The following is a 20,057-nucleotide window of genomic DNA, read 5'->3' as shown; positions in this document are numbered from 1 at the left end:
GGCGCTACCCTTTCCCTCATGAACGCACCGCCGCTGCCGCGCCTGCGCGCCGTGGACCTGAACCTGCTCACGGTGCTGGACGTCGTGCTCACCGAGCGCAACGTGACGCGAGCGGCCGAGCGACTCGGCATGACGCAGCCGGCCGTGAGCAGCGCCCTCGGCCGGCTGCGGCTCCTGTTCGACGACGATCTCTTCGTGCGTCGCGGCAAGGAGATGGCCCCGACGCCGCGCGCCCTCGCGCTCGCCGGCCCGATCCGCAGGGCGCTCGACCTGATCCATGCCTCACTCGGCCACACCGACGCCTTCGATTGCACGGCGAGCCACACCTTCAGGCTGGGGATCAGCGACCTCGGAGAGGCCGTCCTCCTGCCTCGTTTTCTGCAGTGGCTCGAGCAGCTCGGCGCCCGCGTCCGGCTCGATCTCTGTCGCGATCCCGGCGCCTCGCTGCAAAACGAAATGCGGCTCGGCCAGGTCGAGCTCGTCCTGGATCACATCGCCATCCCGGGCGAGGAGTTCCGGCGAACGCGCGTGCTCGACCTCGAGTTCGTCCCCCTAGTGCGCCAGGATCATCCGACCGTGGGACCATCGCTGACCCTCGACGAGTACATGGCGCTCGAGCATGTGATCATCGAGCCGCGCGAGGGCCAGACCAACCTGGCAGAGCAAATTCAGGCCGTCGTTGGGCGATCGCGGCGCGTGCGGGTGCAGGTCCCCCGCTATCTCTCGATGCCGTTCATCGTCTCGCAATCGAACCTCGTCTGCACGTTGCCGCTCCCCCTGGCGCGGCTGTTCGAGCAGCACTTCCCCGTGCGGGTTGTGAGCTGTCCGCTCCCCGTCCAGCCGATCCCGCTGTTCATGATGTGGCATGCCTGTCAGGACGGCGACCCGGCCCACGAGTGGCTTCGGCGATCCCTCATCGAGCTCTGCAGCCGCATCTGACGCGTCCCAGGCGGGCGCGCTCGGCCGGGAAAGAGACGGGCGGCCGTGGATTCGGCGGAATATCCACGCCGGTAATCTGCCTCATACCATTTCTTGATTGGGCTTTTCGGGGGGCCGCCACCATGAAGCCGCGTACGAGAAGGAAGCATAACATCGTGAAGGCTATCTCATTCGGCGGTCGGACGAGCGGTCGAGCCGGCACACTCCATGTCCTGGGCAGCGATCGCGCGGCCCGTATCGAGGCCGGGGAAACGCTGCTCAGCGCAGCCGTGCGCGGGAACATTTCATTTCCACACATGTGCAACGTGGGCGAGTGCGGCACCTGCAAGTGTCGCCTCATCAGGGGGCATATCCGCCTCAAGAGCGATATCTCGCGCCACGTCGCGCCCGAGGAGCTCTCTGCCGGCTTCGTCCTCGCCTGCCAGAGCCTGGCCGTGTCGGAGGACGTGGCGGTCGAGGTCCCGGGAACGGGCCGCGGGCGCTCGACGGGTCCGGCGCCGGTGCAGCTCGACGCGAGCGTCGCGCGCGTGACGCCCCTCGCGCCCAGCGTCCTCGCGCTCGAGGTGGACCTCGCCGCGGAGGTCCGCTACGTGGCTGGGCAGTACGCACAGCTCACCGTGCCCGGCGTCCCGGGGCTCGACGAGCCGCGCTGCTACTCGTTCGCCGAAGCACCGGCTCGGGCCTCGCCGCGCAGGGCGCTCTTTCATATCCGCCACGTGCCGGGCGGCGCCTTCACCGATTGGCTCTTCGGGGCCGATCGCACGGGCGCGCGCATCCGCTTCTCGGGGCCACACGGCGGCTTCCGCTACCACGAGGCCGGGCGGCCGCTCCTTTGCGTGGCAGGAGGCACCGGCCTCGCGCCGATCAAGGCGATCCTCGAGCAAGCGATCTCGGACGGGCTTGGCCGCGACGTGACGCTGGTCGTCGGCGCGCGCACCCAAAAGGACCTTTACGCGCTCGATGCCATCGCCTCGATCAGGGAGCGATGGCGAGGGCGGTTTGCCTTCGTGCCTGTGCTCTCGCAAGAGCCCGAAGGCTCACGTTGGACGGGGCGGGACGGGCACGTCACCGACTACCTCCGCAAGGTCGCCGCGAGCCTCGACGAGTGCGCGGCCTACCTGTGCGGCCCGCCCGGGATGATCGACGCCGCGCTCGACTTGCTGCGCGGCAGGATCCCTCCGGAGCACCTGCATTACGACAGATTTTTGGACCGTGGCTCGGTCGCTCTCGTCGCCTCTCTGACGCCCTGATCCGGGCCACGACGCACGAAAGGCGAGTTACCATGCTCAAAAGCACGTTGATTGTACTCGGTTTCATGGCCCTTTTTGCCGCCATTGAGTTCGCGTTCGGCCTGTACCGGCGCCCCGGCGTGCTCACCATGCGGGAGATCGGCGCGAATCTCCTCTCCCTCGCCTCCTCCCTCCTGATACGCGGCGTATCCTCCGGCGCCGTGATCTGGGCGCTCGGAGCTCTTTGGCCGCGCTCCGAGGGCGCGCTCGCGGGCGTGAGCTTCTGGCTCGCCTTACCGCTCTACGTGCTCCTCGACGAATACGGGTCATACTGGCTGCACCGCAAGAGCCATGAATGGCCGTGGCTCTGGCGTCTCCACAAACCGCATCACGTGCCGCGCAACCTGAATATCTCCGTCACGTACCGGGAAAACTGGTTATTGTTTCTGCTGTTGCCAACCGCGTGGCTGGCCCCGGCCGTCGTCTGGTTCGGCCATCCTGCTGCCTTTATGGCTGGCTCGGCCTTCAGGACCCTGATCGGGATGATAGAGCACTGCGATCTCCGCTGGGATATACCTCTCCAGCAAAACCGCTTCACGCGCCCTGTCATGTGGGTGCTCGAGCGCGTCATCTCGCTTCCCGACACGCACCAGGTCCACCACGGGGTCGGCCGCTTCGGCAATGCCATGAAGAACTATGGCGCCGCCCTCGTCTGCTTCGATTGGCTCCATGGCACGCTGATGACCCCGCACGCGCGCCAGGAGGGCTTCGGGCTGCCCGAGGGCGCGCCGGTCGAGCCGTGGGCCGAGCAGCTCTTCTGGCCGTTCGTGCGCTCGACGAAGGACGAGAGGGCGGATCGTCGCCGCCCGATCGAACAGACATCGCCGACAGCCGACCTCGCCATGGCGGAGGCGGTGATTACCACGGTCGATGGCCGCGCTGTCGTCGTGCGATGAGCCCTGCCAGGCGCTCGCCCGCCGCGCGCATCCTCACGGCCGCGCAGCGAGCGCCCCTCACGGCGGCATGACGAACGACGCCGGCCCCGCCACGGCGGGGGACGGGTCCTTCCGGTAGCGCTCTGCCAGCAGCTCACGCCGCTCCGCCGTCCAGCCGTTCTTCGGCGACGCCGCCTGCACGAGCGCCTCCAGCGCGAGCCGGCGCAGCCGCGGATCGGGGCTCGCCCGGAGCTCCTGCTCGAGCTGCGACGGGTGGACGCAGCCGTGCACCGCGGACATCGCCGCGACCATCGCGTCGTGGTGCAGGAGGTCCCGCCGGCCGAGCTCCGCGAGCGCCTGCCCGAGCGCCTTCCAGGGAAGGAGGCGCGCCGCGAGCCCCAGGTACTGGGGCACGGCCAGAGCGTCCGCCTTGAGCGCGGCGAGCAGCCCCTCGCCGACGGCGACGTGGTGCTTCGCGGCGTACGAGCCGAGCCGCGCCGAGAGCGCGGGCAGGAACGCCACGAGGTGCCGGCGCCTCGGCGAGAGCTCCGCGAGCCGCTGGACGACGATCGCGACCTCCCCCGGCTGCATCCTGGCGAGCGCCGCGGACAGCGCCTCCGCCGCCTCCTCGGGCGCAGGCGCGGCCATGTGCTCGAGCAGCCGGCGGAAGAGCGCTCGCGCCTCGTCCCGGAGCGGCAGGTGCGCGGCGCGCCGCAGCAGGTCGAGCCGCGCCTCCGGCTCTGCCCGCCCGAGGATCGCGGCGAGCAGGTCCACCACGCGCCGCTCGGCCTCGGTCGACAGCCTGCCGAGCGGGACGTCCGCGAGCTTCGAGGCCACGATCCAGTCGGGATCCCGCGCGGCGCGGCCGAAGACGTCCCAGGTCTCGGGCTTGTCCAGGTGGTCCCAGAGCGCCCGGAGCAGCGCGATCCGCACGTCACGGTGCGTCTTCGGGCCGTCCAGCCGGAGCAGGTCCCGGTAGGCGTCGTCGCCGCCCAGCTCGCCGAGCAGGCGCACGACCTCCTTGGCCACGGTCACCTTCGTTGTCGGCACCGCCCGGAGCTCGGCGAGCACCCGCTCCCGGGACATCTCCGCGAACGCCTTCCGGAGCGCGTAGATCGCCCAGCGCGCGCGATCGTCGCCCAGGCACTCGATCAGGACGGGGACGCCCTGGCCTGCGTCGAGCCACGGCAGGCCCCGGATGGCCATCTCGCGAAGGGGCGGCCTCGGATCCGAGGCGAACGGGGTGATCGCCGACGCGTCGACGTACGCGAGCCGGACCAGCGTGGAGAGCGCGAACCGCAGCGTGGGGACGTCGCTGGTCTCGTCGCCGAGCACCGCGCGGAGGCCGGCGGCGTACTTTTCCTGCTGCCTCGCCGTCCAGCGGCCGTGGCCCCCGCCGAAATCGAGCACCCAGCGCGTCTTGCCCGTCGCGAACCTGCCGGTCATGGGCTGCCCACGGTCCAGCAGGGGGTCCAGGAGATCCTGGCGCTTCTGGCTCACGTGCCGGGCGACGGCGCCGATCAGCACGAAGCTCCTGTCCTCGCGCAGCAGCGCGGGCACGAGCCGCGCGAACCGCGGCCTGTCGTGGGCGCGCAGCAGGCCGAGCGCGCCCGCCGCGACGCCGGCGAACGGGAGCTCGCGGGACAGCCGCTCGAGCGCCTCGAGCAGCGGCGTGACCACCTTGAGGCGGATGCCGAGGCTCTGCGCGAGCGAGAGCACCGCCCCTGCCCGCTCACCCGTGCACCACGCGCCCGCGAGCTGCGCGAGCGCCGGGCTGAGCCGCTCGGCCTCCGCGCGGGTCAGCCCCTCCCCTAGCCCCGCGGTCGAGACCGAGCCGCGCACCGCGAGGATCTTCGCGATCCAGCGCGCCCCCCACGCCCCGTCGATGCGGAACAGGCGGACCACGAGCCGCTCCACGGCCGAGGCCGTGGCGTGGGACAGATCCGCGGCGTCGAGCGCGTCCTGCGCCACGGCGCCCACGGCCTCCAGGTGCTCCTGCGCGAACCGGCCGAGCGGCAGCGCGGCGAGGGCGCCGATCATCGCCCGCCGCACCGGATCCTGCTCGAACTTGCGGGCGCGCACGTTCGCGAGCGCGTCCGCGAGCGCGCCCCGGTCGTGCAGGACGCTCGCGAGGAGCAGCGCCTGCGCCTTCGCCCGCTCGTCGCCCTCCGGGTGCCCGAGGAGCGGCGCGAGCGCCTCCCTGGCCTCGGCGAAGGACAGAAGGCGCGCGTAGCTCATCCGCCGCTCCGGCTTCGAGACGAGCGACGGGCAGCTCGAGAGGTGCCGCCTCGCCTCGCGCTCGCGCAGGTCGCGGGGCAGCGCGTCGAGCACCTCGGGCGCGATCGAGCCGTCGGCGGCCTGCGCCGCGCAGGACCAGCGCTCGAAGGCCCGCTCCCGGATCGCCTGCTCCTCGGCCGAATCGGCCTTCACGTAGCGGAACAGGAAGGCGCCGAAGCCCCCGCGCCCTCCGAGCAGGAAGGCCCGGAGGACGGCCTTCTGGTCGTCGGGGCCGAGCCGCAGGAACCACCGCGGGCCCTGCTTGCCGTCGCTCAGCGCGCCCCAGGCGTGGCGGATGAGGTAATCGAGGCGCTCGGCGCCGAGGGCGGGCGCGCCCTTGTCGAAGCGCACCACCGCGAAGGCGCCGGGCGGCCGCGCGGGTCGCCCGCTCTCGTGGCGCGCCTTGAGGAGGTCGAACGTGGCGGCCGGGCGCGATCGGGCCAGGAGGTGCAGGGAGCCGGCGAGGAACGAGGGCTCCTCGCCGCGCTCGAAGAGGGCCTGGATCAGCGGCAGCGCCGCGTCGGGCGCGCGCCGGGCGAGCGGGACGAGCAGCGGCGCGAGGCGGTAGCGCAGGCGAACGTCGAGGGACGGGGAGCGGGCGATCGCCTCCCCGAACCAGCGCGCCGCGGCCGCGGGGTGCCTCACGCCGAGCCGATCGAGGCAGCTCGGGCCGCCCGCCTCGTCGATGGCGCGCCGGTGCGCCGACACGAGCGCCTCGGAGCCGAACGGGAGCAGATCCACGATCAGGGGATCGCGCCCCGCCTGCATGCGCGCGCCGAGGAAGGCGTCCACGGCGGCCTGGCGCTTGCGCCGCGCGAGCTGGGCGACGGTGCGCCGGAGGGTGCGCCGCTCGAGGAGGGCGCCGAGCGCCGCGAGCGCCTGCGTGTCGTCGCAGAAGCGGGCGACCATGCGGCCCGCGCGCCGCCGCACGGTGCGGGACGGGTCGGAGACGGCCGCGACGACGCGCGCGCCGTCGCCCGAGCCGTAGGCGCTCATCAGCGCGAGGAGGCGCTCGTAGGGCTGGGCGCTGCCCGAGAGCGCGCCAAGGAGGGCCCGCGCGCCGGCGTCGCCGCGCGCGGCGGCGCGGCCCAGCTCCACGACGCGGCGGACGCGGTCGTAATGGGTGAGCGGCTCGATGTCGGCGAGGAAGGAAGCGGCATCCATGGAGGGCGATCATAGCGCCCCGGGGCCGGAGGCTCGCAAGGCCGAGCGCGGCGACGCTCCGGAGCGTCGACACCCTCCGGTTCAGGTTTCATCTCTCCCGGAAGGCTGTCGACACCCTCCGGTTTGAGTTTCATCTCTCCCGGGAGGCTCTCGACAGGTTCAGGCCGCGATGGGTCGACCCGGGTCGGGTCGCGCGCGCCTCACTTCCAGTTGACGGTGGCCCATCCGCGGGCAGGAACGCTGAACTGGAGCTTCTTGCCGGCCACGCTGAGGGTGGTCATCTTGGCGGCATTGCCGGAGTTGTACATGACCGTGACGATGCTGCCGTCAGGGTTCTTGAAGGCCAGCGCATCACCGCCGGTCGTGTTGACGCGCATCGCTCCGGGATCGACGTATTGCGAGATGTGCCGGAAGACGTGGTAGGCAGGGGTCAGAATCAGCTCCTTCGTGTCTGGATCCACGTTGAGGAGCGCGTTCTGGGGCCACGGCCGCTGCGAGTCGATGTTCTTCCCCACCGGGTCCAGCACCATGTTCCAGGCGTTGTACGAGTTCACCCCGGCCTTGATCCAGTCGCGGATGAGCCCCCAGCTCTCCTGCCCGTAGGCGTGATCGTTCGCTGCCGTGTTCGGGTTGAACGGCGGCACACCCGGAGGGTTCCAGTTGTAGTTGCCGCACTGGTGCTCCGTTTGCACGATCGGCAGATTGCGCGATTTCAAGCCGGCGGCGCTGCCCCGCATGTTCCACTGCAGCCCGAAGCCCTTGACGTACTTCATCGCGGTGGCATCGCCGGTCACGGCGCTGAGGATCCCCGGGTCTGCCGCGTCGTTGGACATCGTGCCGAGGAAGATCTGAGCCTTGATCCCGCGCCCTTCGAACAGCGGCCCCAGGTAGGTGCCGATGAACTTGGCCATGAGCGCCCCCGTCCAGGCGCAGCTCGGATACCTCGTCTCGTAGGTCGGCTCGTTCTGGGGGTGGACCGCCTCGATGGTCATGCCCTCTGCGGCGTAGGCCTCCACGAACTTCGCGAAGTACAGGGCATACGCCTTCAGGGTGTTCGCGTCGTCCTTCATCTTGCCACCATCGAAGGCGCCGTTGCTCTTCATCCAGGTGGGGGGCGTCCAGGGGCTGGCCCAGAGGTGGAGGCCGGGCCTGACGGCGAGCGCCGCCTTGATGTACGGGATCAATTTCTCCTTGTCCCGCGCGATGGAGAAGCTCTCCATCGTGAAATCATCTTTCTTCTCGTTGAGGCTATAGCGGTCCATCGCATAGTCGCTGGCCCCCATGGGGATGCGCCCGTAGGCGAACCCTGCGCCCTCGTTCTTGTCGAAGAGAAGCTTGATGGCTCGCTGCCGCTCAGCCTCGCTGAGCATCGAGAGCATGTTCCATCCCATCTCGTTGAAGGAGCCGCCGAAGCCATCCCATCGCTGCTGCGTTGCCGCGTCGTCGACGGTCACGTCGGCATTGCCGCTCGTCACCTCCGTCGGCGTCCCGATCTTCCAGTACTCGTTCGCGCCCGAGGTGATCAACGTGGGCTCGACCACGCCGGGCTCACCACCGCCGGTACCGGGAGACGAGCCGCCGCCGCCGTCTCCGCTCGGATCGCCGCCCGCACCGTCCGAACCGGTCGAGCCGCCCGTCCCCGCGCCGCTGCCTGTCGTCCCGCTCCCGCTCGCGTTTCCGCTCCCGCTCGCGTTTCCGCTCCCGCTCCCGTTCCCGCTCCCGCTCGCGCTACTCCCCGCACCCGCACCCGCACCCGGGCCGCCCGAGCTCTCGGGTTCTTCCGGGCCGCTCGAAGAACCGCAACCCACCAAGAGAAACGCGAGCAATATGCCGGCGGTCGAAGCTCGTGCCCTGTTCATCACAAAAATCCTCCATCCCAGGGGTGCAACCCCTTGGCGGTGCCTGCAGCAGGCGTCAGAAAGTGGCCGTCCTATATGCCCAGAAGGCCCCACGGTGATCGGGCGGGTGGGATAAAAGGCGGCAAGCTCCACGTCGATGACCCGGCGCACGCACGCGCCATGCGCTCGCGTCACGCCTCCCGTGCCGAAGGTCCGCGTCGACGTCGCGGATGGCACGGCGGCACGCGTTCCAGATCGTGCACAGCAGATCCAACCCGGCCGTACGATTGCTGGGCTTCGATGCGCGTGTTAGCGTCGGCCCCCGATGCGAACCGCGGTTTTCGCCCTCGCCCTCCTGGCCGGCTGCGGGGGCGCATCCGGGGCGGCGCCCGGCGCGGCCCTCTCCCCCTCCTACGCGACGAGCCTGGGCTCCACGTCGGCGAGCATGCCCAGCATGCCGTCCGCGCCCGCGTTGCCCAGTCGGGCTTCGGTCCAGGCCGATCTGGTCGTCCGCCCCGACGTGCTCGTCCTTGGCTTCGCGCTGCAGGAGACCGACACCGATCCGCAGCGCGCCCTCACCGCGGCGCAGGCCGCGGTGGAGAACCTGGAGCGGCAGTTCAAGGAGGCGACCGGCGGCGCATCCACGGTGAGGATGCTGGGCGCGTCGTTCAGCACGGTCTTCACCGAGAAGGCGGAGAGCGAGGGCGACGCCGTATCGGCCGCTGTCGACGGCGTGATCGAGGTGCGCCTCGCCCCAGAGCTCGACTTCTGGGCGAGGAGCCGGCTGGCCGCAGCCATGGCGCAGATCAGGCGCGAGGTGAGCGCCGCGGTGCAGGCTGCGAAGGACGGGCGGCGCGGGGCCACCTTCGGGCAGCCTCGGGCCGAGGTGAAGGAGCCGGAGGGGCACCGCGCGCAGCTGACCGAGCAATGGCTCCGGAGGGCGCGATCGTTCGCGGAGGCGGCGCAGGCGGCGTCGGCGCCGCTCCTGCTGGTGGACTGCGCGCCGCCGGGGGCCATCGAGCAGCGGCCCATCTCGCTGCTGGAGGTGGGGCTCTCTCTGTCAGTCGTGTGCCGCCTGGACGCGCTCTCCGCAGAACCGAAGCGCGACTGACGGCCTCCGGGCGGTTCACCCCCGGCCATCCATCGTCGGGCAGGGCGTCACCCGGCGATCAGCCGGTACACGGGGAGCTCTGGCCGACAGGTGAACCGCACAGGAAGGACGCTTGTGCCGACACCGCGGCTCACGTACACCCTGCCATGGGCCGTGTCGTACATACCCGAGCGAAATCGGCCCGATCCAGGCGGAACCCACACCGGCGTTCCGAGCGCTCGGATCTGTCCTCCATGCGTATGCCCCGCGAGGCCCAGATCGAAGCGCGGCGCGCCGGGAGGGAGCGTCTCGAAGACGCCGGGCGCGTGCGTGAGAAAGAGCCGAACCGGAGCGGACGGCACCCTCGCCAGGGCGGCTCGCAGGTCGGCGTTCCCGCTGCAAAAATCGTCCGTCGCGACGATGGAGACGCCGCGCTTCAGCAGCACCGACTCGTTCCCGAGGAGCCTGGCTCCGGCGCGCGCGTACACCTCGCTCAGCCTTTGCAAGGGGACGTGCCCCCAGTGTTCCCAGTTGCCGACGGTGGCGAGTACCTCACGCCCCGGCGCGGCGAGGCTGCGGCAGAACTCCTCCAGCACGCCGAGCGAGCCCTCGCCCTCGATCGAGTCGCCGGTCAGCACGACGAGATCAGGCGCCAGCCCGCGGATGGCGTCGATGGCCTTCTCGTGGACACGGCCCAGCGCGCGCAGGTGGATGTCAGAGAGGTGAGCGATCCGAAACCCCTGAAGCGCGGCCGGGAGCCGGGGGATCGGGACATCGTGCTCGGCGACATCGAGCCAGGAAGGTTCGATGGCGATCCCATCCACGGCGGCAATCCCTGCAGCGCAACAGCTGGCGTGGAGGAAGGCTCGGCGGGTGACCGGTCGGACCATGTCGGAACCTTAGCAAACTCAGCTGGAGGGCCGCGGCTTGCGCGTGAGCTGGACCAGCCGCTCCGGGGAATCGCGCCCGGGATCGGGACCGTCGAGATCCTCCAGCACGAGCTCGAACAGCCCGTTGTCGAACGGCCTCCCCGCGGCCGGCGCGGCGGGCACGAGGCGCTCGCGCTTGCCCTGCGCGGCCAGCGTGCGCGCGCGGAAGTGGCAGTACGGGTTGTTCCCCGGCCGCCCGAAGAGCGCGTGCGCCGTGAAGGTGCACCCGCCCATGCACACCTCCGCGAACGCGCAGCTCCGGCAGAAGCCCCAGAGATCGTCGGCCGTGCGCGCCCGCGCGAACGCGAGCCGCGGCGCCTCGTCCCAGATCTCCTGGAGCGCGCGCCCGCGCAGGTCGCCGCCCATGTAGGCGTCGCTCTGGAGCGACGGGCAGCCCTTCACCGCGCCGTCGGACTCGATCCCCAGCACCAGCTTCCCGGCCTGACAGCCGCGAAAGTGGTCGCGGCCGCCCTCGCGCAGCGAGCGCAGGAGCGCCTCCTCCGGGCCGAAGTAGCCCAGGTTGTTGCCGGGCATCACCGTGATCCCGTCCCGGAAGGCCCGCCGCTTCAGCTCGGCGATGCGCGGGAGCACGTCGAGCAGATCGTAGGGCTGGAGCAGCATCGCCGGCCGGTCGGCCGCGCGGCCGAGCGCCGCGGTGATCTGCACCTGCCACGCCTTGATCCCCTGCTCCCGGAGCAGGTCGTAGAGCGCCTCCAGATCGCCCTGGTTCACCCGGTTGAGGTTGGTGTTGGCCGCGGTGAGCAGCCCCGCGCCCCGGAGGTGCCCGAGCGCCGCGAGCGCGCTCCGGTGGCTGCCCGGGGCCTTGCGGATGAGGTCGTGGGCGCGCTCCAGCCCGTCGACGCTGACCGAGACGCTGTGCAGGCCGGCCCCCTTCATCTGCGCCGAGATTTCCGCCGTGATCCCCCGCCCTCCGGTCGTCATGGTCGGCCGCACGCCGGCGGCCTTGAGCGCCGCGATGATCTCCAGAAAGCCGTCGTGCAGGTAGGCCTCGCCGCCGATGAGCACCACCTCGCGCGCGCCCATCGCCGCGAGCTGCTGCACCACGCCCAGCGCCTCCTCGGTGCCGAGCTCCGAGGGCCGCGCGGCCCCTGCCCTGGATCCGCAGTGCCGGCAGGGCTGATCGCAGCGAAGCGTCAGCTCCCAGACCACGTACGCCGGGTAATACTCGCCGGGGACCACATCGAGACGGCGCAGCGCCATGCCGGAGCCTACCGCGAACTCCGCCGCCAGCTCCTGCTCTCCGGCGCCCTTTCGACGCGGGGGGGATGGTGAATGGGGTGACCTGCGCACGCGCACGCCGGGCCGCTGCGCCATTCCCCTTCATTTTCCTTGCACGTCGCCGAGGCGCCTTGCCATAGAAGGGGACGGTTTGACCTCCCTGGCTCGGCCTTCCGAGGCGCGCCAGGGCTCGGCCCCATGGCCCAAAGGCGGAGATCCTCATGCTCACCCTCGGCGCTTGTCCTTGCTGCGATGGTTTCCTGCCTCCCGGCGCTTCCGCCTGCCCGCATTGCGGCGCGACGCCCACGGCCGAGCGCGTCACCTGCGCGCAGGCGCGCCACGGGATCGCGGGCCGGCTGCTCGCGGCGGCGTCGGGCGGCATGATGGCTGTCACGCTGATGGCCTGCTACGGCATGCCCCCGTGTGACGAGCCCGCGACCGACGGCGACGGCGACGGCTACCAGGCGACATGCGAGGGCTACGGGCCCGAGGAGGACTGCGACGACGGCAATCCGGACATCCACCCCGGCGCGACGGACGTGGCAGGTGACAGCATCGATCAGGACTGCAGCGGCGACGACACCCCGCTCGGCACCGGCGGCGGGGGCGGCAGCGGCACGGCAGGCGGCGGCGCCCCCTGAGGCTCGGCGACCTCCTCCTCGTGCTCTGACACGATTCTGCTGAAGCGGTCGGATCCGGGGTTGCCTCTACAGTCCGGTGGTGGGGTACTTACCCCACCTTGCCGAAATGATGGAGCCGCCAAGACGCCAAAAGACGCCAAGATTATTAAATTTTCTTGGCGTCTTTTGGCGTCTTGGCGGCTCAAAGACCCCACCTTCGGCCAAAGTACCCAACCACCTACAGTCCGAAGGAATCGTCGTCCCCTTGCGAGGCTGCGGCCCATTCGGACAACACACGGCGGACGCGCTCGAGATATCCCCCCTCGCGCACGATCTCCTGGTATCCCGGCACTGCGCCGACCCACTCCCGCATACGCACGTTCGACGCCTCGGTGAGGTACATCGTGGGAAGCCCCATGAGCGCGGGCCCATCCATGCCTGCGGTCGTGACGCCGAGCTGGCCGACGAGGCCGTGCGTTCGCTTCAAGTGCTCGAAGAACTGCAGCTGCGCCCGGCGCATGTCGAGCTGCCGGAAGGTGGGGTCCTTCCAGAAGAGCGTCATGTCGACCGCGCCGTCGGGGACCTGTGCGTCTCGAAGAGCGTCGCCGGTCAACACAGGCACGAGCCCCGCACGTTGAACGAGGTCCGTCAGCTCCAGGAGCTCGGCGAGCGTCGTGTTGCGGTGCGGGTGGTGGATCCCCTCGCGGATCCAGAGCAGCACCTTCTTCCGGCATGACGCCCCCGCCCGCGCTTCCGCGAGCCTGCGATCGACCCAGGCGATCACCGATCCCGGAATCGGCGCGTCCGCTAGAAACGCCGCGCGGAGTCTCCCCTGGGCGGAGGACGGATCGGCCTTGAAGGCGCGCGCGACGATCTCCGTGGTCTGCTTCACCGCGCGCGGGCGCGAGCGGTACGCCTGAAGGTGATCGCTCAGGCCTGCAACGCGCAGAAACGCCTCGGCTTGCGCCGTTCCCGCTTTGCCTGGCTCGACCTGGATCGTCGCGCCCGCGAGGACGGCGGCCGCGGCGACGTACCACCCCTCGCCGAACGAGAAGCCGCCGTCGGTGTGGAATGTATACGCGTGGTTTCGCTCCTCGATGATCCTGCGCGCCGCGCGGGCGGCGACATCGGCCTCGTGAGCCGCCGCGCGCGCCGCGCGGGCGACCTTTGACAGCGGAGAGCCGCCCTCGAGCTCCGAGGCGCTGATCGCGGCCGCGCGGGCCGAGGCCTCTGCGCCGGCCACGATCGCCTCCACGCGCCGCCAGCCGTCGTCGCAGGCGTCGCGCGTCGGCGCGCGCTGCGCGCTCAACGAGAGCTGGCCCGCGCCGTGGAGCGCGTCTGCCGCCCGCGCCGCGTGGGCCCTCGCCAGCGTCGAACGGGCGCCCATCGCCGTCGCGAAGATTCGTTCTCTTCCGGGGGCGACCTCATGTTCCTGGCGGGCGGCGCGCTCCTGCTCGGCGGCGGCCAGCGCACGATCCGCCTGCTCGATCGCGCAGTCGAGCAGACGCCGGTAGCGCTCGCGCTGCCCCGGCGTGTGCAGCGTGGTCGCCAGGGCGAGCGCTGCGTCGAGGCTGCTTTCGGCGTCGCGCTCGATGTGCTGCGCGGCGAGCGCCTCGGCGACAACCACTCCCATGTACACCGGCTCGAGTCCCTCGATCATCGTCCTGTCGGTCACCCGCCGCTCGCAGCGCCGCCGGCAGCAGCGGCTTGTTGGGCAGTTCCCTGCCTCCGCTTCAGCGCATGCACCTCGTATCGGGTCGCATTTCAAGCCTTCGGAATACCAGCTCACTCAAGGTGCCTCTGGAGGCGGAGGCACGTGTCCTTCGATCCAGCTGGCATGCGCGGCATTTTGCGCTGCCTGGTATGCCTGCGTGCACGATTGCTGGGACAGAGAGAACCACACGACCGCGCTACGATGGAGCCCTTCTTTCCACCGCACGATCGCATCATTTTGCTGTGCGTCCAGCGACGCATAGAACGCTTCATAGCGGCGCTTGTCGAGATGCACGGGCGACATTTCCTTGTCGTTCCGGTCTCGAGGAGCATTACACCACGACTCAACATCGTGACCGCTTACGAGCGCCTGACGGCGGTGGTTCCAGTAGTACCAGAGACATTCAACCAAATCGCTGGTCACCATTGTTATTCCTTCTCATCTATCAGCAACTTGGGCACTTCTGTCAGAAAGAATCTCTTCATCCGCTCCCAGCTTGTCGCGGTCAAGCCCCGCGGATACACGGGATCTTTCTCCGCGTCCTCGAAGTACGTCAGCGATCGTAGCACATGGTACAGATCCGCTTCCGACACCCCGAACTTTGCCACGTACGCCGCCGCAGCGTCCCGCAATGGCAGCCCCCCCTCGGCGAGCGCGCAGAGGTCCCAGAAATCGCGACGCAGCCCACGTCGCGCGATCGCGGCAAGCTTCATCGCAGCCAGGTCCCGCACCCCTGCCATGGGAAACGCTTCCGGTCCGGGCTTTGGCGCATCGAGCAGCCCATAAGGATACCTTACGATATCCACTGGGATGCCACCCACCATTACCCGCAACGCCGCATCGGTCATGCTTATCACCTGCAGATCGGGCACCACAACCCGAACCGCCTGGGCGAGCATCGTCAGATCGACGTCCGCGGAAATGCTGAACAAGTCGAGGTCCAGCGACCGACGGTGGCGTAGATGCACTGCGACGGCCGTCCCCCCGGCCAGATAGAACCGCTCTATCCCTGGGATGATCTTCAGTCGACCCAAGGCGCGGCTCTGCTCCTTCGCCAATCCGGTGAACTTGCCCACACTTCACCATCCGCTTTTAGTACTGCCCGCCAGAACGCGAGCGTCCGCCCACTCAATTCGGGGTGCCCGAGTTCCCGCAAAAACCGGTGAATCCCGTTCATTCCGTACGTCTGGATGAGCCAGCGCACCTCCTCCAGCCGACCGAACTCGAGAACTCGCGGGATGATGTAGTCCTGGCCCGTCACTGTATCGAGTGCCTTCGCGTCGACGTCCCAGAACACCCAGCGGAATTTCTCCGGCACCTTCGCCATGCCCGAGTCTACCGCGCCTGGAGCCCCGCGAGGAAGCCGCGGCCGCTTGGCATTCGCGCGGGCTGCCGAGATCCGCCCACCGCTGTCCGCGTGGAGACTCGAACGCCGGTCGGTCGTGGCTCCCCACACGGACGAATCTGCCCAGCATCTGCCCCGGACCGCCAGCTCGGTCAAGCGTGAGCGCCCGCAGGGTGTGCAGCGTCGGTGAATCCATCACGGAGTTCCTGGACAGCGCGCTCGCGCGCAGGGGCAAGCCGCCGGGCGCTCACTGCTGGAACGCCGGCGCGGCCGAGCACCGGCGGTCTGCGTCCAGCGAGGTTCAGTAAGGGTATCCGGGGATGTTCATCTCCATCGCATAGAGCGACGCGCCCGACGTGATGTAAAGGGTCTTTCGATCGGCCCCGCCGAACGCGACGTTCGACACCTCGCCCATCCCCGTGATCGCGCCGAGCCTCGCGCCGCTCGGCGCGAGGACCTCGACGCCGTCGCGCCACGCGATGTAGACATTGCCCGCGCAGTCGACGCCCATGCCGTCGGCCTTCGGCAGGTTCGCCGCGAAATTGGACGAGGCGCCGGGCGCTCCGTCGGCGCTCAGCGTATAGCGGCGGATCCGGCCGGGGGTGAACTCGGTCACGTACAGCACGCTCTCGTCCGGCGAGAGCGCGACGCCGTTAGGGGTCTCCAGCGTGCCGATGAGGCTCACCGCGCCGGACGGGGACACGCGGTAAGCTGCTGTCGGCAGCTCCGGCCTGCCGCCGCTGAGCTGAAAATCGGGATCGGTGAAGTAGACGTTGCCGTCGCTCCGCACGACGACATCGTTCGGGGAGCTGAACCGCTTGCCCATGTACGACCCGGCGACCTCGCGCCGCGCCTTCGTGCCGAGATCGAACACGGAGACGCTGCGCGTGTCGTGGGTACACGCGATGAGGTTCCCGTCGCTGTGGATGGCCAGCCCGTTCGTCCCGCTGTTCTCGAGGAACACCTCGATCGTGCTCGGAGGCGTGAGCTTCTGGATCTTCGCCTTCGGGCCGTTGAGGGGCGGAGCGTTCTGCGCCTGCATGTTGATCTCCGAGAAGAACAGCGCCCCGAGCTCGGCGACCCAGACCGGGCCCTCGACGTACGTGAACCCCCCTCTCACCAGCTGCGCCCTGCCGTTCGCCGGCACCGGATCGGCCGCGTACGGGCCGCCCGGGCAGACGGCCGACACGTCTTCACCGCCGCCCGCCCCGGCGCCGCCCTCCCCGGCGCCGCCGCTGCCACTCCCCGCCGCGTCGCCCCCGCTGCCGCTCGTCGCCGCAGCGCTGCCCGAGCCCGCGCTGCCCGCGCTGGTGCCGCTGGAGCTCGTGGCGCCCACGCTGCCCGTGGAGCCGCTCGACCCGCCAGCTCCGGCGCCGCTGGAGGCTCCGCCCCCGCCCTCCGACTGGAGCGGGTCGTCGCCGCCGCCACAGCCGTTCGCCGCGACGAGCACGATCCAAGAAACGACGAGCGAGTACCTGATCTTCATAAGCAAGTGCCTCCAAGCGCCCCCGGATGGTGTGCCGATCGGGCACGCTCATCATTGTCAGCTCGCCTCGCGCCGCAAGGGCCGAGGTGACCGAGCGGCACTGGGCCTCGATCGCGCGCTCCGCGCAGATTAAGGATCGGCACGCCGCGGTGCGCCGTGAACGGCGGCGGCAGGCGAGGAGGCAACCGGCGGTCCGCGGCGATAGGATGCAGGGACATCATGAAAATTGCGGTTTACGGCTTCGGATCCATCGGCGGTTTGCTCGGCGCCCGGCTGGCCACGGCCGGCTGCGACGTCAGCGCCGTCGCGCGCGGAGAGAACCTCGCCGCCTTGCAGGAGCGCGGCCTGCTGCTGCAGGTCGATGGAGAGATCACCCGCGTGCCGATCCGCGCTGCAGAGGATCCGGCCTCGCTCGGCGCGCAGGACGTCGTGATCATCGCGGTCAAGGCCACCGCGCTGGCCGACGTCGCCGCGCGCATCGCGCCGCTGCTCCGCCAGGACACGATCGTCGTCCCCGCGATGAACGGCGTGCCGTGGTGGTTCTTCGCGCCCGAGAACGTGCCGTATGCCGGCGCCCGGCTCCGCTCGCTCGACCCGGGCGACGTCGTGCCGCGCGCCATCGGGCTCCGCCAGGTGGTCGGCTGCGTCGTGCATCTGTCGGGTTCCAGCCCCGAACCGGGGCTGGTGCGCGCCGGCCTCGGCAACCGCCTGCTCCTCGGCGAGCCGGCCGGCGGACCTTCGGACCGGGTGGGCGCGCTGGTCGAGCTGCTGCAGCGCGCCGGCTTCGAGGCCAGGGCCAGCGCCGATATCCGGACGGACATCTGGTACAAGCTGTGGGGCAACATGACGATGAACCCGGTGTCGGTGCTCACCGGTGCGACGTGCGATCGGATACTCGACGATCCGCTGGTGCGCGGCTTCTGTCTCCAGGCGATGCAGGAAGCGGCGGCGATCGGCGAAAGGATCGGTTGCCCGATCGCGCAGAGCGGAGAAGACCGGATGGAGGTCACGCGCAGGCTCGGCGCGTTCAAGACATCGATGCTGCAGGACGCGGAAGCGGGCAAGTCGCTGGAGATCGACGCGCTGGTGACCGTGGTCCACGAGATAGGCAAGCTGACCGGCGTGCCGACGCCGACCATCGACGGCTTGCTCGGCCTCGTGCGCCTGTGCGGCCGCGCGCGCGGCTTGTATGCCGGATGATCCAATCGTCGCTCAGGGCCGGACTCCACCGCAGTCGCCCGGGCAATTGCAGTCGTTCTCACCCGCGCTGCAGGCGCCGTCGCCGCATTTCGCGCAGAGGTGCGCGTCGGGCGCCGTGGTCACGCACGCGCCGTCGACGCGCGCCATGCTCGCGACGGGCGTGAGACCCGGGCAGCAGGTCGTGAACGACTTGCTCGACGCCATCCCTCCCTCGCCCGAGCAGCGCGACGCGAGCGCTGCGCACGAGCCGTCGGCTTGCTGGACATACCCGGGCAGGCAGTCGCACTGCGGCCGCCGGGGGCGCAGCACCGGCACCGTGCCGGCCGGGCCTCTCGGCCCGAGCTGAACGGTAGGCGCGGCCGGAGACCGCGCCGGCGCAGCGCCGCCCGGGCTCGCCGGCGGCGGGGGATTGGCTCCCTCCGGGCCCGCTGGCCCCGCGGGAGGCGTGGCGATCTTGCCGTCGGGCGTCTGGGACTCGATGGGGATCCAGTCGACGATCTGGCCGTCCGGCGTGACCGTGGTGGCCACGACGTGCTCGCGGGGAGGCCGCGGCGTTCCCCCCGGCGCGCAGGGGTTGTCAGCGCCCGGGTGAGGGGGATCCGCCGGGTCGGGCCCCCTGGCGGCGCAGGCCGTGGCGAGGAGCAGCAGGGGGCACAGGAGCAGAGCAAGCGCGTGCATGGGCAGGAAACACGGGAGCCCGTGGGATCTTACGGCGCCACGCCGCCTGCGGCGGCGGAACGGCGCGAAACGGGGGCGGAGCGGCGGGCGTCGCGCGGATGCCTCGGAGGTGACGCAGCGTCGGGGGTGTTGTAGCCGCAATCATCGCTGTGCGGCGCTGTGTACCTGGCCTCGGCTTGCTGATCGCGGGCGCCCTCGCGGGCGCGTGCGCTGCCGCGCCGGACGCGCCCGCGCGGCCCATGGGTGACGTCGAGGCGCCGGCCGGCAGCGCCCTGCCTGGGGCCGCGGAGGCGGCGCGGGTGCCCATGCCGAGGCCGGCGCGAGCGCGGCTCGGGGCGGCGGCGATCGCGAACCAGGCCTGCGAGGGGTGCCACGAGGAGGTGGCGCGGGAGTGGCGCGCGTCGCTCCACCACCGGGCGAACACCGAGCCGGCCTACCGGCGGGCGTTCGCGATCGAGCCGATGCCGTTCTGCCGGGCGTGCCACGCGCCCGAGGCGAGGCCGGAGGAGCCAGAGCCGGAGGCGCTCGGGGCGCTCGGGGTGGGGTGCGTGACGTGCCACGTGACGACCGACGGCGAGGGCGAGCTCGCGGGGCAGGCGGTGCCGCCGGTGCTCGCGGCGCCGTGGGCGGGGCGCGGAGCGCCGCCGGCGGCGCCGCACGCGGTGATCCGGGACGCGCGGTTCGGGGGCGCGGACGCGTGCGCGGCCTGCCACGAGTTCGCGTTCCCCACGGCGCGAGGGCGCTCGGCCGCGGAGCTGATGCAGTCGACCGTCATCGAGCACCGCGCGTCTCCGGCCGCGGACCAGCCCTGCGCGGCGTGCCACATGCCCCGCGGGCCGGGGGGGCGGCGCGGCCACGGGTTCGCGGGATCGCGGGACGAGGCGCTCGTGCGGAGCGCCGTGGCGGTGACGGCGCGGCGGCTCTCGGCGACGCGCGTGGCGGTGACGCTCGCGCCCGCGAACGCGGGGCACGCGTTCCCGACGGGGGATCTGTTCCGGAGGCTCGAGGTGTCGGCCGAGGCGCTCGGGCCCGACGAGCTGGTGCTGGGGCAAGCGGAGCGCTACCTGACGCGGCACTTCGCGCTGCGGCCCGGGGCGATCGGGCGGAAGCTCGTGGCCGACGACCGGGTGCACGCGGAGCCCGTGACGGTGGATCTCGACGTCGGGGCCGCCGGCGAGGGGCAGACGATCGCGTGGCAGGTGGCCTACCAGCGGGTGGCGCACCCGAACGGGGTGGACCTGCGCGACGCGGAGATCGAGGGCGAGATCCGGGTCGCGTCGGGGAGGCTCGCGCCATGAGCGGACGAGGGATCGGCGCGAGGGGGAGCAGGCCGGCGTGGCGAGCGGTCCGGGGTGGTGAGCGGCCGGGCAGCCG

18 protein-coding genes are annotated in these 20,057 nt (G+C 71.0%); 8 read left to right on the top strand and 10 right to left on the bottom strand.

Translation table 11 applies throughout. The annotated features are described in order from the left end of the window. The first annotated feature begins 18 nt into the window (after positions 1-18). The 3 genes from WME73_RS10265 (at position 19) to WME73_RS10255 (ending at position 3,124) form a co-directional block, all read left to right on the top strand. A complete protein-coding gene (locus tag WME73_RS10265) occupies positions 19-939 on the top strand; it encodes a LysR family transcriptional regulator (protein ID WP_437915532.1) in 921 nt (306 codons plus the stop codon). 155 nt (positions 940-1,094) lie between these two features. Continuing rightward, on the top strand, positions 1,095-2,189 hold the full coding sequence (locus WME73_RS10260) for a 2Fe-2S iron-sulfur cluster-binding protein (RefSeq protein ID WP_437915531.1): 1,095 nt from the start codon (positions 1,095-1,097) through the stop codon (positions 2,187-2,189). A 32-nt stretch (positions 2,190-2,221) separates the two neighbouring features. Continuing rightward, positions 2,222-3,124, top strand: coding sequence for a sterol desaturase family protein (locus tag WME73_RS10255; RefSeq protein WP_437915530.1), 903 nt, complete (start codon positions 2,222-2,224; stop codon positions 3,122-3,124). Between the two features lie 57 nt (positions 3,125-3,181). On the opposite strand, the gene WME73_RS10250 is transcribed toward WME73_RS10255, so the two are convergent. Together WME73_RS10250 and WME73_RS10245 are read right to left on the bottom strand one after the other, a co-directional pair. Beyond that, complete coding sequence (locus WME73_RS10250) at positions 3,182-6,544, bottom strand: hypothetical protein (protein WP_437915529.1); 3,363 nt, start codon at positions 6,542-6,544, stop codon at positions 3,182-3,184. A 200-nt stretch (positions 6,545-6,744) separates the two neighbouring features. Further along, positions 6,745-8,085 carry a glycoside hydrolase family 30 protein gene (locus WME73_RS10245; RefSeq protein WP_437915528.1) on the bottom strand — a complete coding sequence of 447 codons (1,341 nt, stop codon included), beginning with the start codon at positions 8,083-8,085 and terminating at the stop codon, positions 6,745-6,747. 622 nt (positions 8,086-8,707) lie between these two features. On the opposite strand from WME73_RS10245, the gene WME73_RS10240 reads away from it, so the two are divergent. Continuing rightward, entirely contained in the window at positions 8,708-9,493 is a 786-nt protein-coding gene (locus WME73_RS10240) for a hypothetical protein (protein ID WP_437915527.1), read from the top strand. Between the two features lie 47 nt (positions 9,494-9,540). On the opposite strand, the gene WME73_RS10235 is transcribed toward WME73_RS10240, so the two are convergent. Together WME73_RS10235 and WME73_RS10230 are read right to left on the bottom strand one after the other, a co-directional pair. Further along, on the bottom strand, positions 9,541-10,296 hold the full coding sequence (locus WME73_RS10235) for a metallophosphoesterase (RefSeq protein ID WP_437915526.1): 756 nt from the start codon (positions 10,294-10,296) through the stop codon (positions 9,541-9,543). 84 nt (positions 10,297-10,380) lie between these two features. Further along, positions 10,381-11,622 (bottom strand): radical SAM protein, encoded by a 1,242-nt coding sequence (locus WME73_RS10230; protein ID WP_437915525.1) that lies wholly within the window; start codon positions 11,620-11,622, stop codon positions 10,381-10,383. Between the two features lie 239 nt (positions 11,623-11,861). Here WME73_RS10230 and WME73_RS10225 point away from each other — a divergent pair, with 239 nt between their 5' ends. After that, on the top strand, positions 11,862-12,281 hold the full coding sequence (locus WME73_RS10225) for a putative metal-binding motif-containing protein (protein WP_437915524.1): 420 nt from the start codon (positions 11,862-11,864) through the stop codon (positions 12,279-12,281). A gap of 217 nt (positions 12,282-12,498) precedes the next feature. On the opposite strand, the gene WME73_RS10220 is transcribed toward WME73_RS10225, so the two are convergent. From WME73_RS10220 to WME73_RS10205, 4 genes are all read right to left on the bottom strand, one after another. Further along, a complete protein-coding gene (locus WME73_RS10220) occupies positions 12,499-13,893 on the bottom strand; it encodes a hypothetical protein (protein WP_437915523.1) in 1,395 nt (464 codons plus the stop codon). A 156-nt stretch (positions 13,894-14,049) separates the two neighbouring features. Then, positions 14,050-14,400 (bottom strand): hypothetical protein, encoded by a 351-nt coding sequence (locus WME73_RS10215; protein ID WP_437915522.1) that lies wholly within the window; start codon positions 14,398-14,400, stop codon positions 14,050-14,052. Positions 14,401-14,402: 2 nt separating this feature from the next. Next, positions 14,403-15,050: a nucleotidyl transferase AbiEii/AbiGii toxin family protein gene (locus WME73_RS10210; RefSeq protein ID WP_437915521.1), complete on the bottom strand. Its 648-nt coding sequence runs from the start codon at positions 15,048-15,050 to the stop codon at positions 14,403-14,405. Then, a complete protein-coding gene (locus WME73_RS10205; RefSeq protein ID WP_437915520.1) occupies positions 14,996-15,301 on the bottom strand; it encodes a DUF6922 domain-containing protein in 306 nt (101 codons plus the stop codon). The genes WME73_RS10210 and WME73_RS10205 overlap by 55 nt, the downstream gene beginning before the upstream one ends. Positions 15,302-15,477: 176 nt before the next feature. On the opposite strand from WME73_RS10205, the gene WME73_RS10200 reads away from it, so the two are divergent. Next, complete coding sequence (locus WME73_RS10200) at positions 15,478-15,627, top strand: hypothetical protein (RefSeq protein ID WP_437915519.1); 150 nt, start codon at positions 15,478-15,480, stop codon at positions 15,625-15,627. Here the strand turns inward: WME73_RS10200 and WME73_RS10195 are convergent. Then, positions 15,621-16,805 carry an SMP-30/gluconolactonase/LRE family protein gene (locus WME73_RS10195; protein WP_437915518.1) on the bottom strand — a complete coding sequence of 395 codons (1,185 nt, stop codon included), beginning with the start codon at positions 16,803-16,805 and terminating at the stop codon, positions 15,621-15,623. The two genes, WME73_RS10200 and WME73_RS10195, sit on opposite strands and share 7 nt — an antisense overlap. 219 nt (positions 16,806-17,024) lie before the next feature. On the opposite strand from WME73_RS10195, the gene WME73_RS10190 reads away from it, so the two are divergent. Beyond that, on the top strand, positions 17,025-18,005 hold the full coding sequence (locus tag WME73_RS10190) for a 2-dehydropantoate 2-reductase (RefSeq protein WP_437915517.1): 981 nt from the start codon (positions 17,025-17,027) through the stop codon (positions 18,003-18,005). Positions 18,006-18,017: 12 nt separating this feature from the next. Here the strand turns inward: WME73_RS10190 and WME73_RS10185 are convergent, their stop codons facing one another. Then, positions 18,018-18,683, bottom strand: a complete 666-nt coding sequence (locus WME73_RS10185) for a hypothetical protein (protein WP_437915516.1) — start codon at positions 18,681-18,683, stop codon at positions 18,018-18,020. Between the two features lie 176 nt (positions 18,684-18,859). On the opposite strand from WME73_RS10185, the gene WME73_RS10180 reads away from it, so the two are divergent. Then, entirely contained in the window at positions 18,860-19,981 is a 1,122-nt protein-coding gene (locus tag WME73_RS10180) for a multiheme c-type cytochrome (protein ID WP_437915515.1), read from the top strand. Positions 19,982-20,057: the final 76 nt, after the last annotated feature.

Source organism: Sorangium sp. So ce302 (genome assembly GCF_051530145.1).
GTDB classification, from domain to species: domain Bacteria; phylum Myxococcota_A; class Polyangia; order Polyangiales; family Polyangiaceae; genus Sorangium; species Sorangium cellulosum_B.
This window is presented reverse-complemented; position numbering and strand designations above follow the sequence as displayed.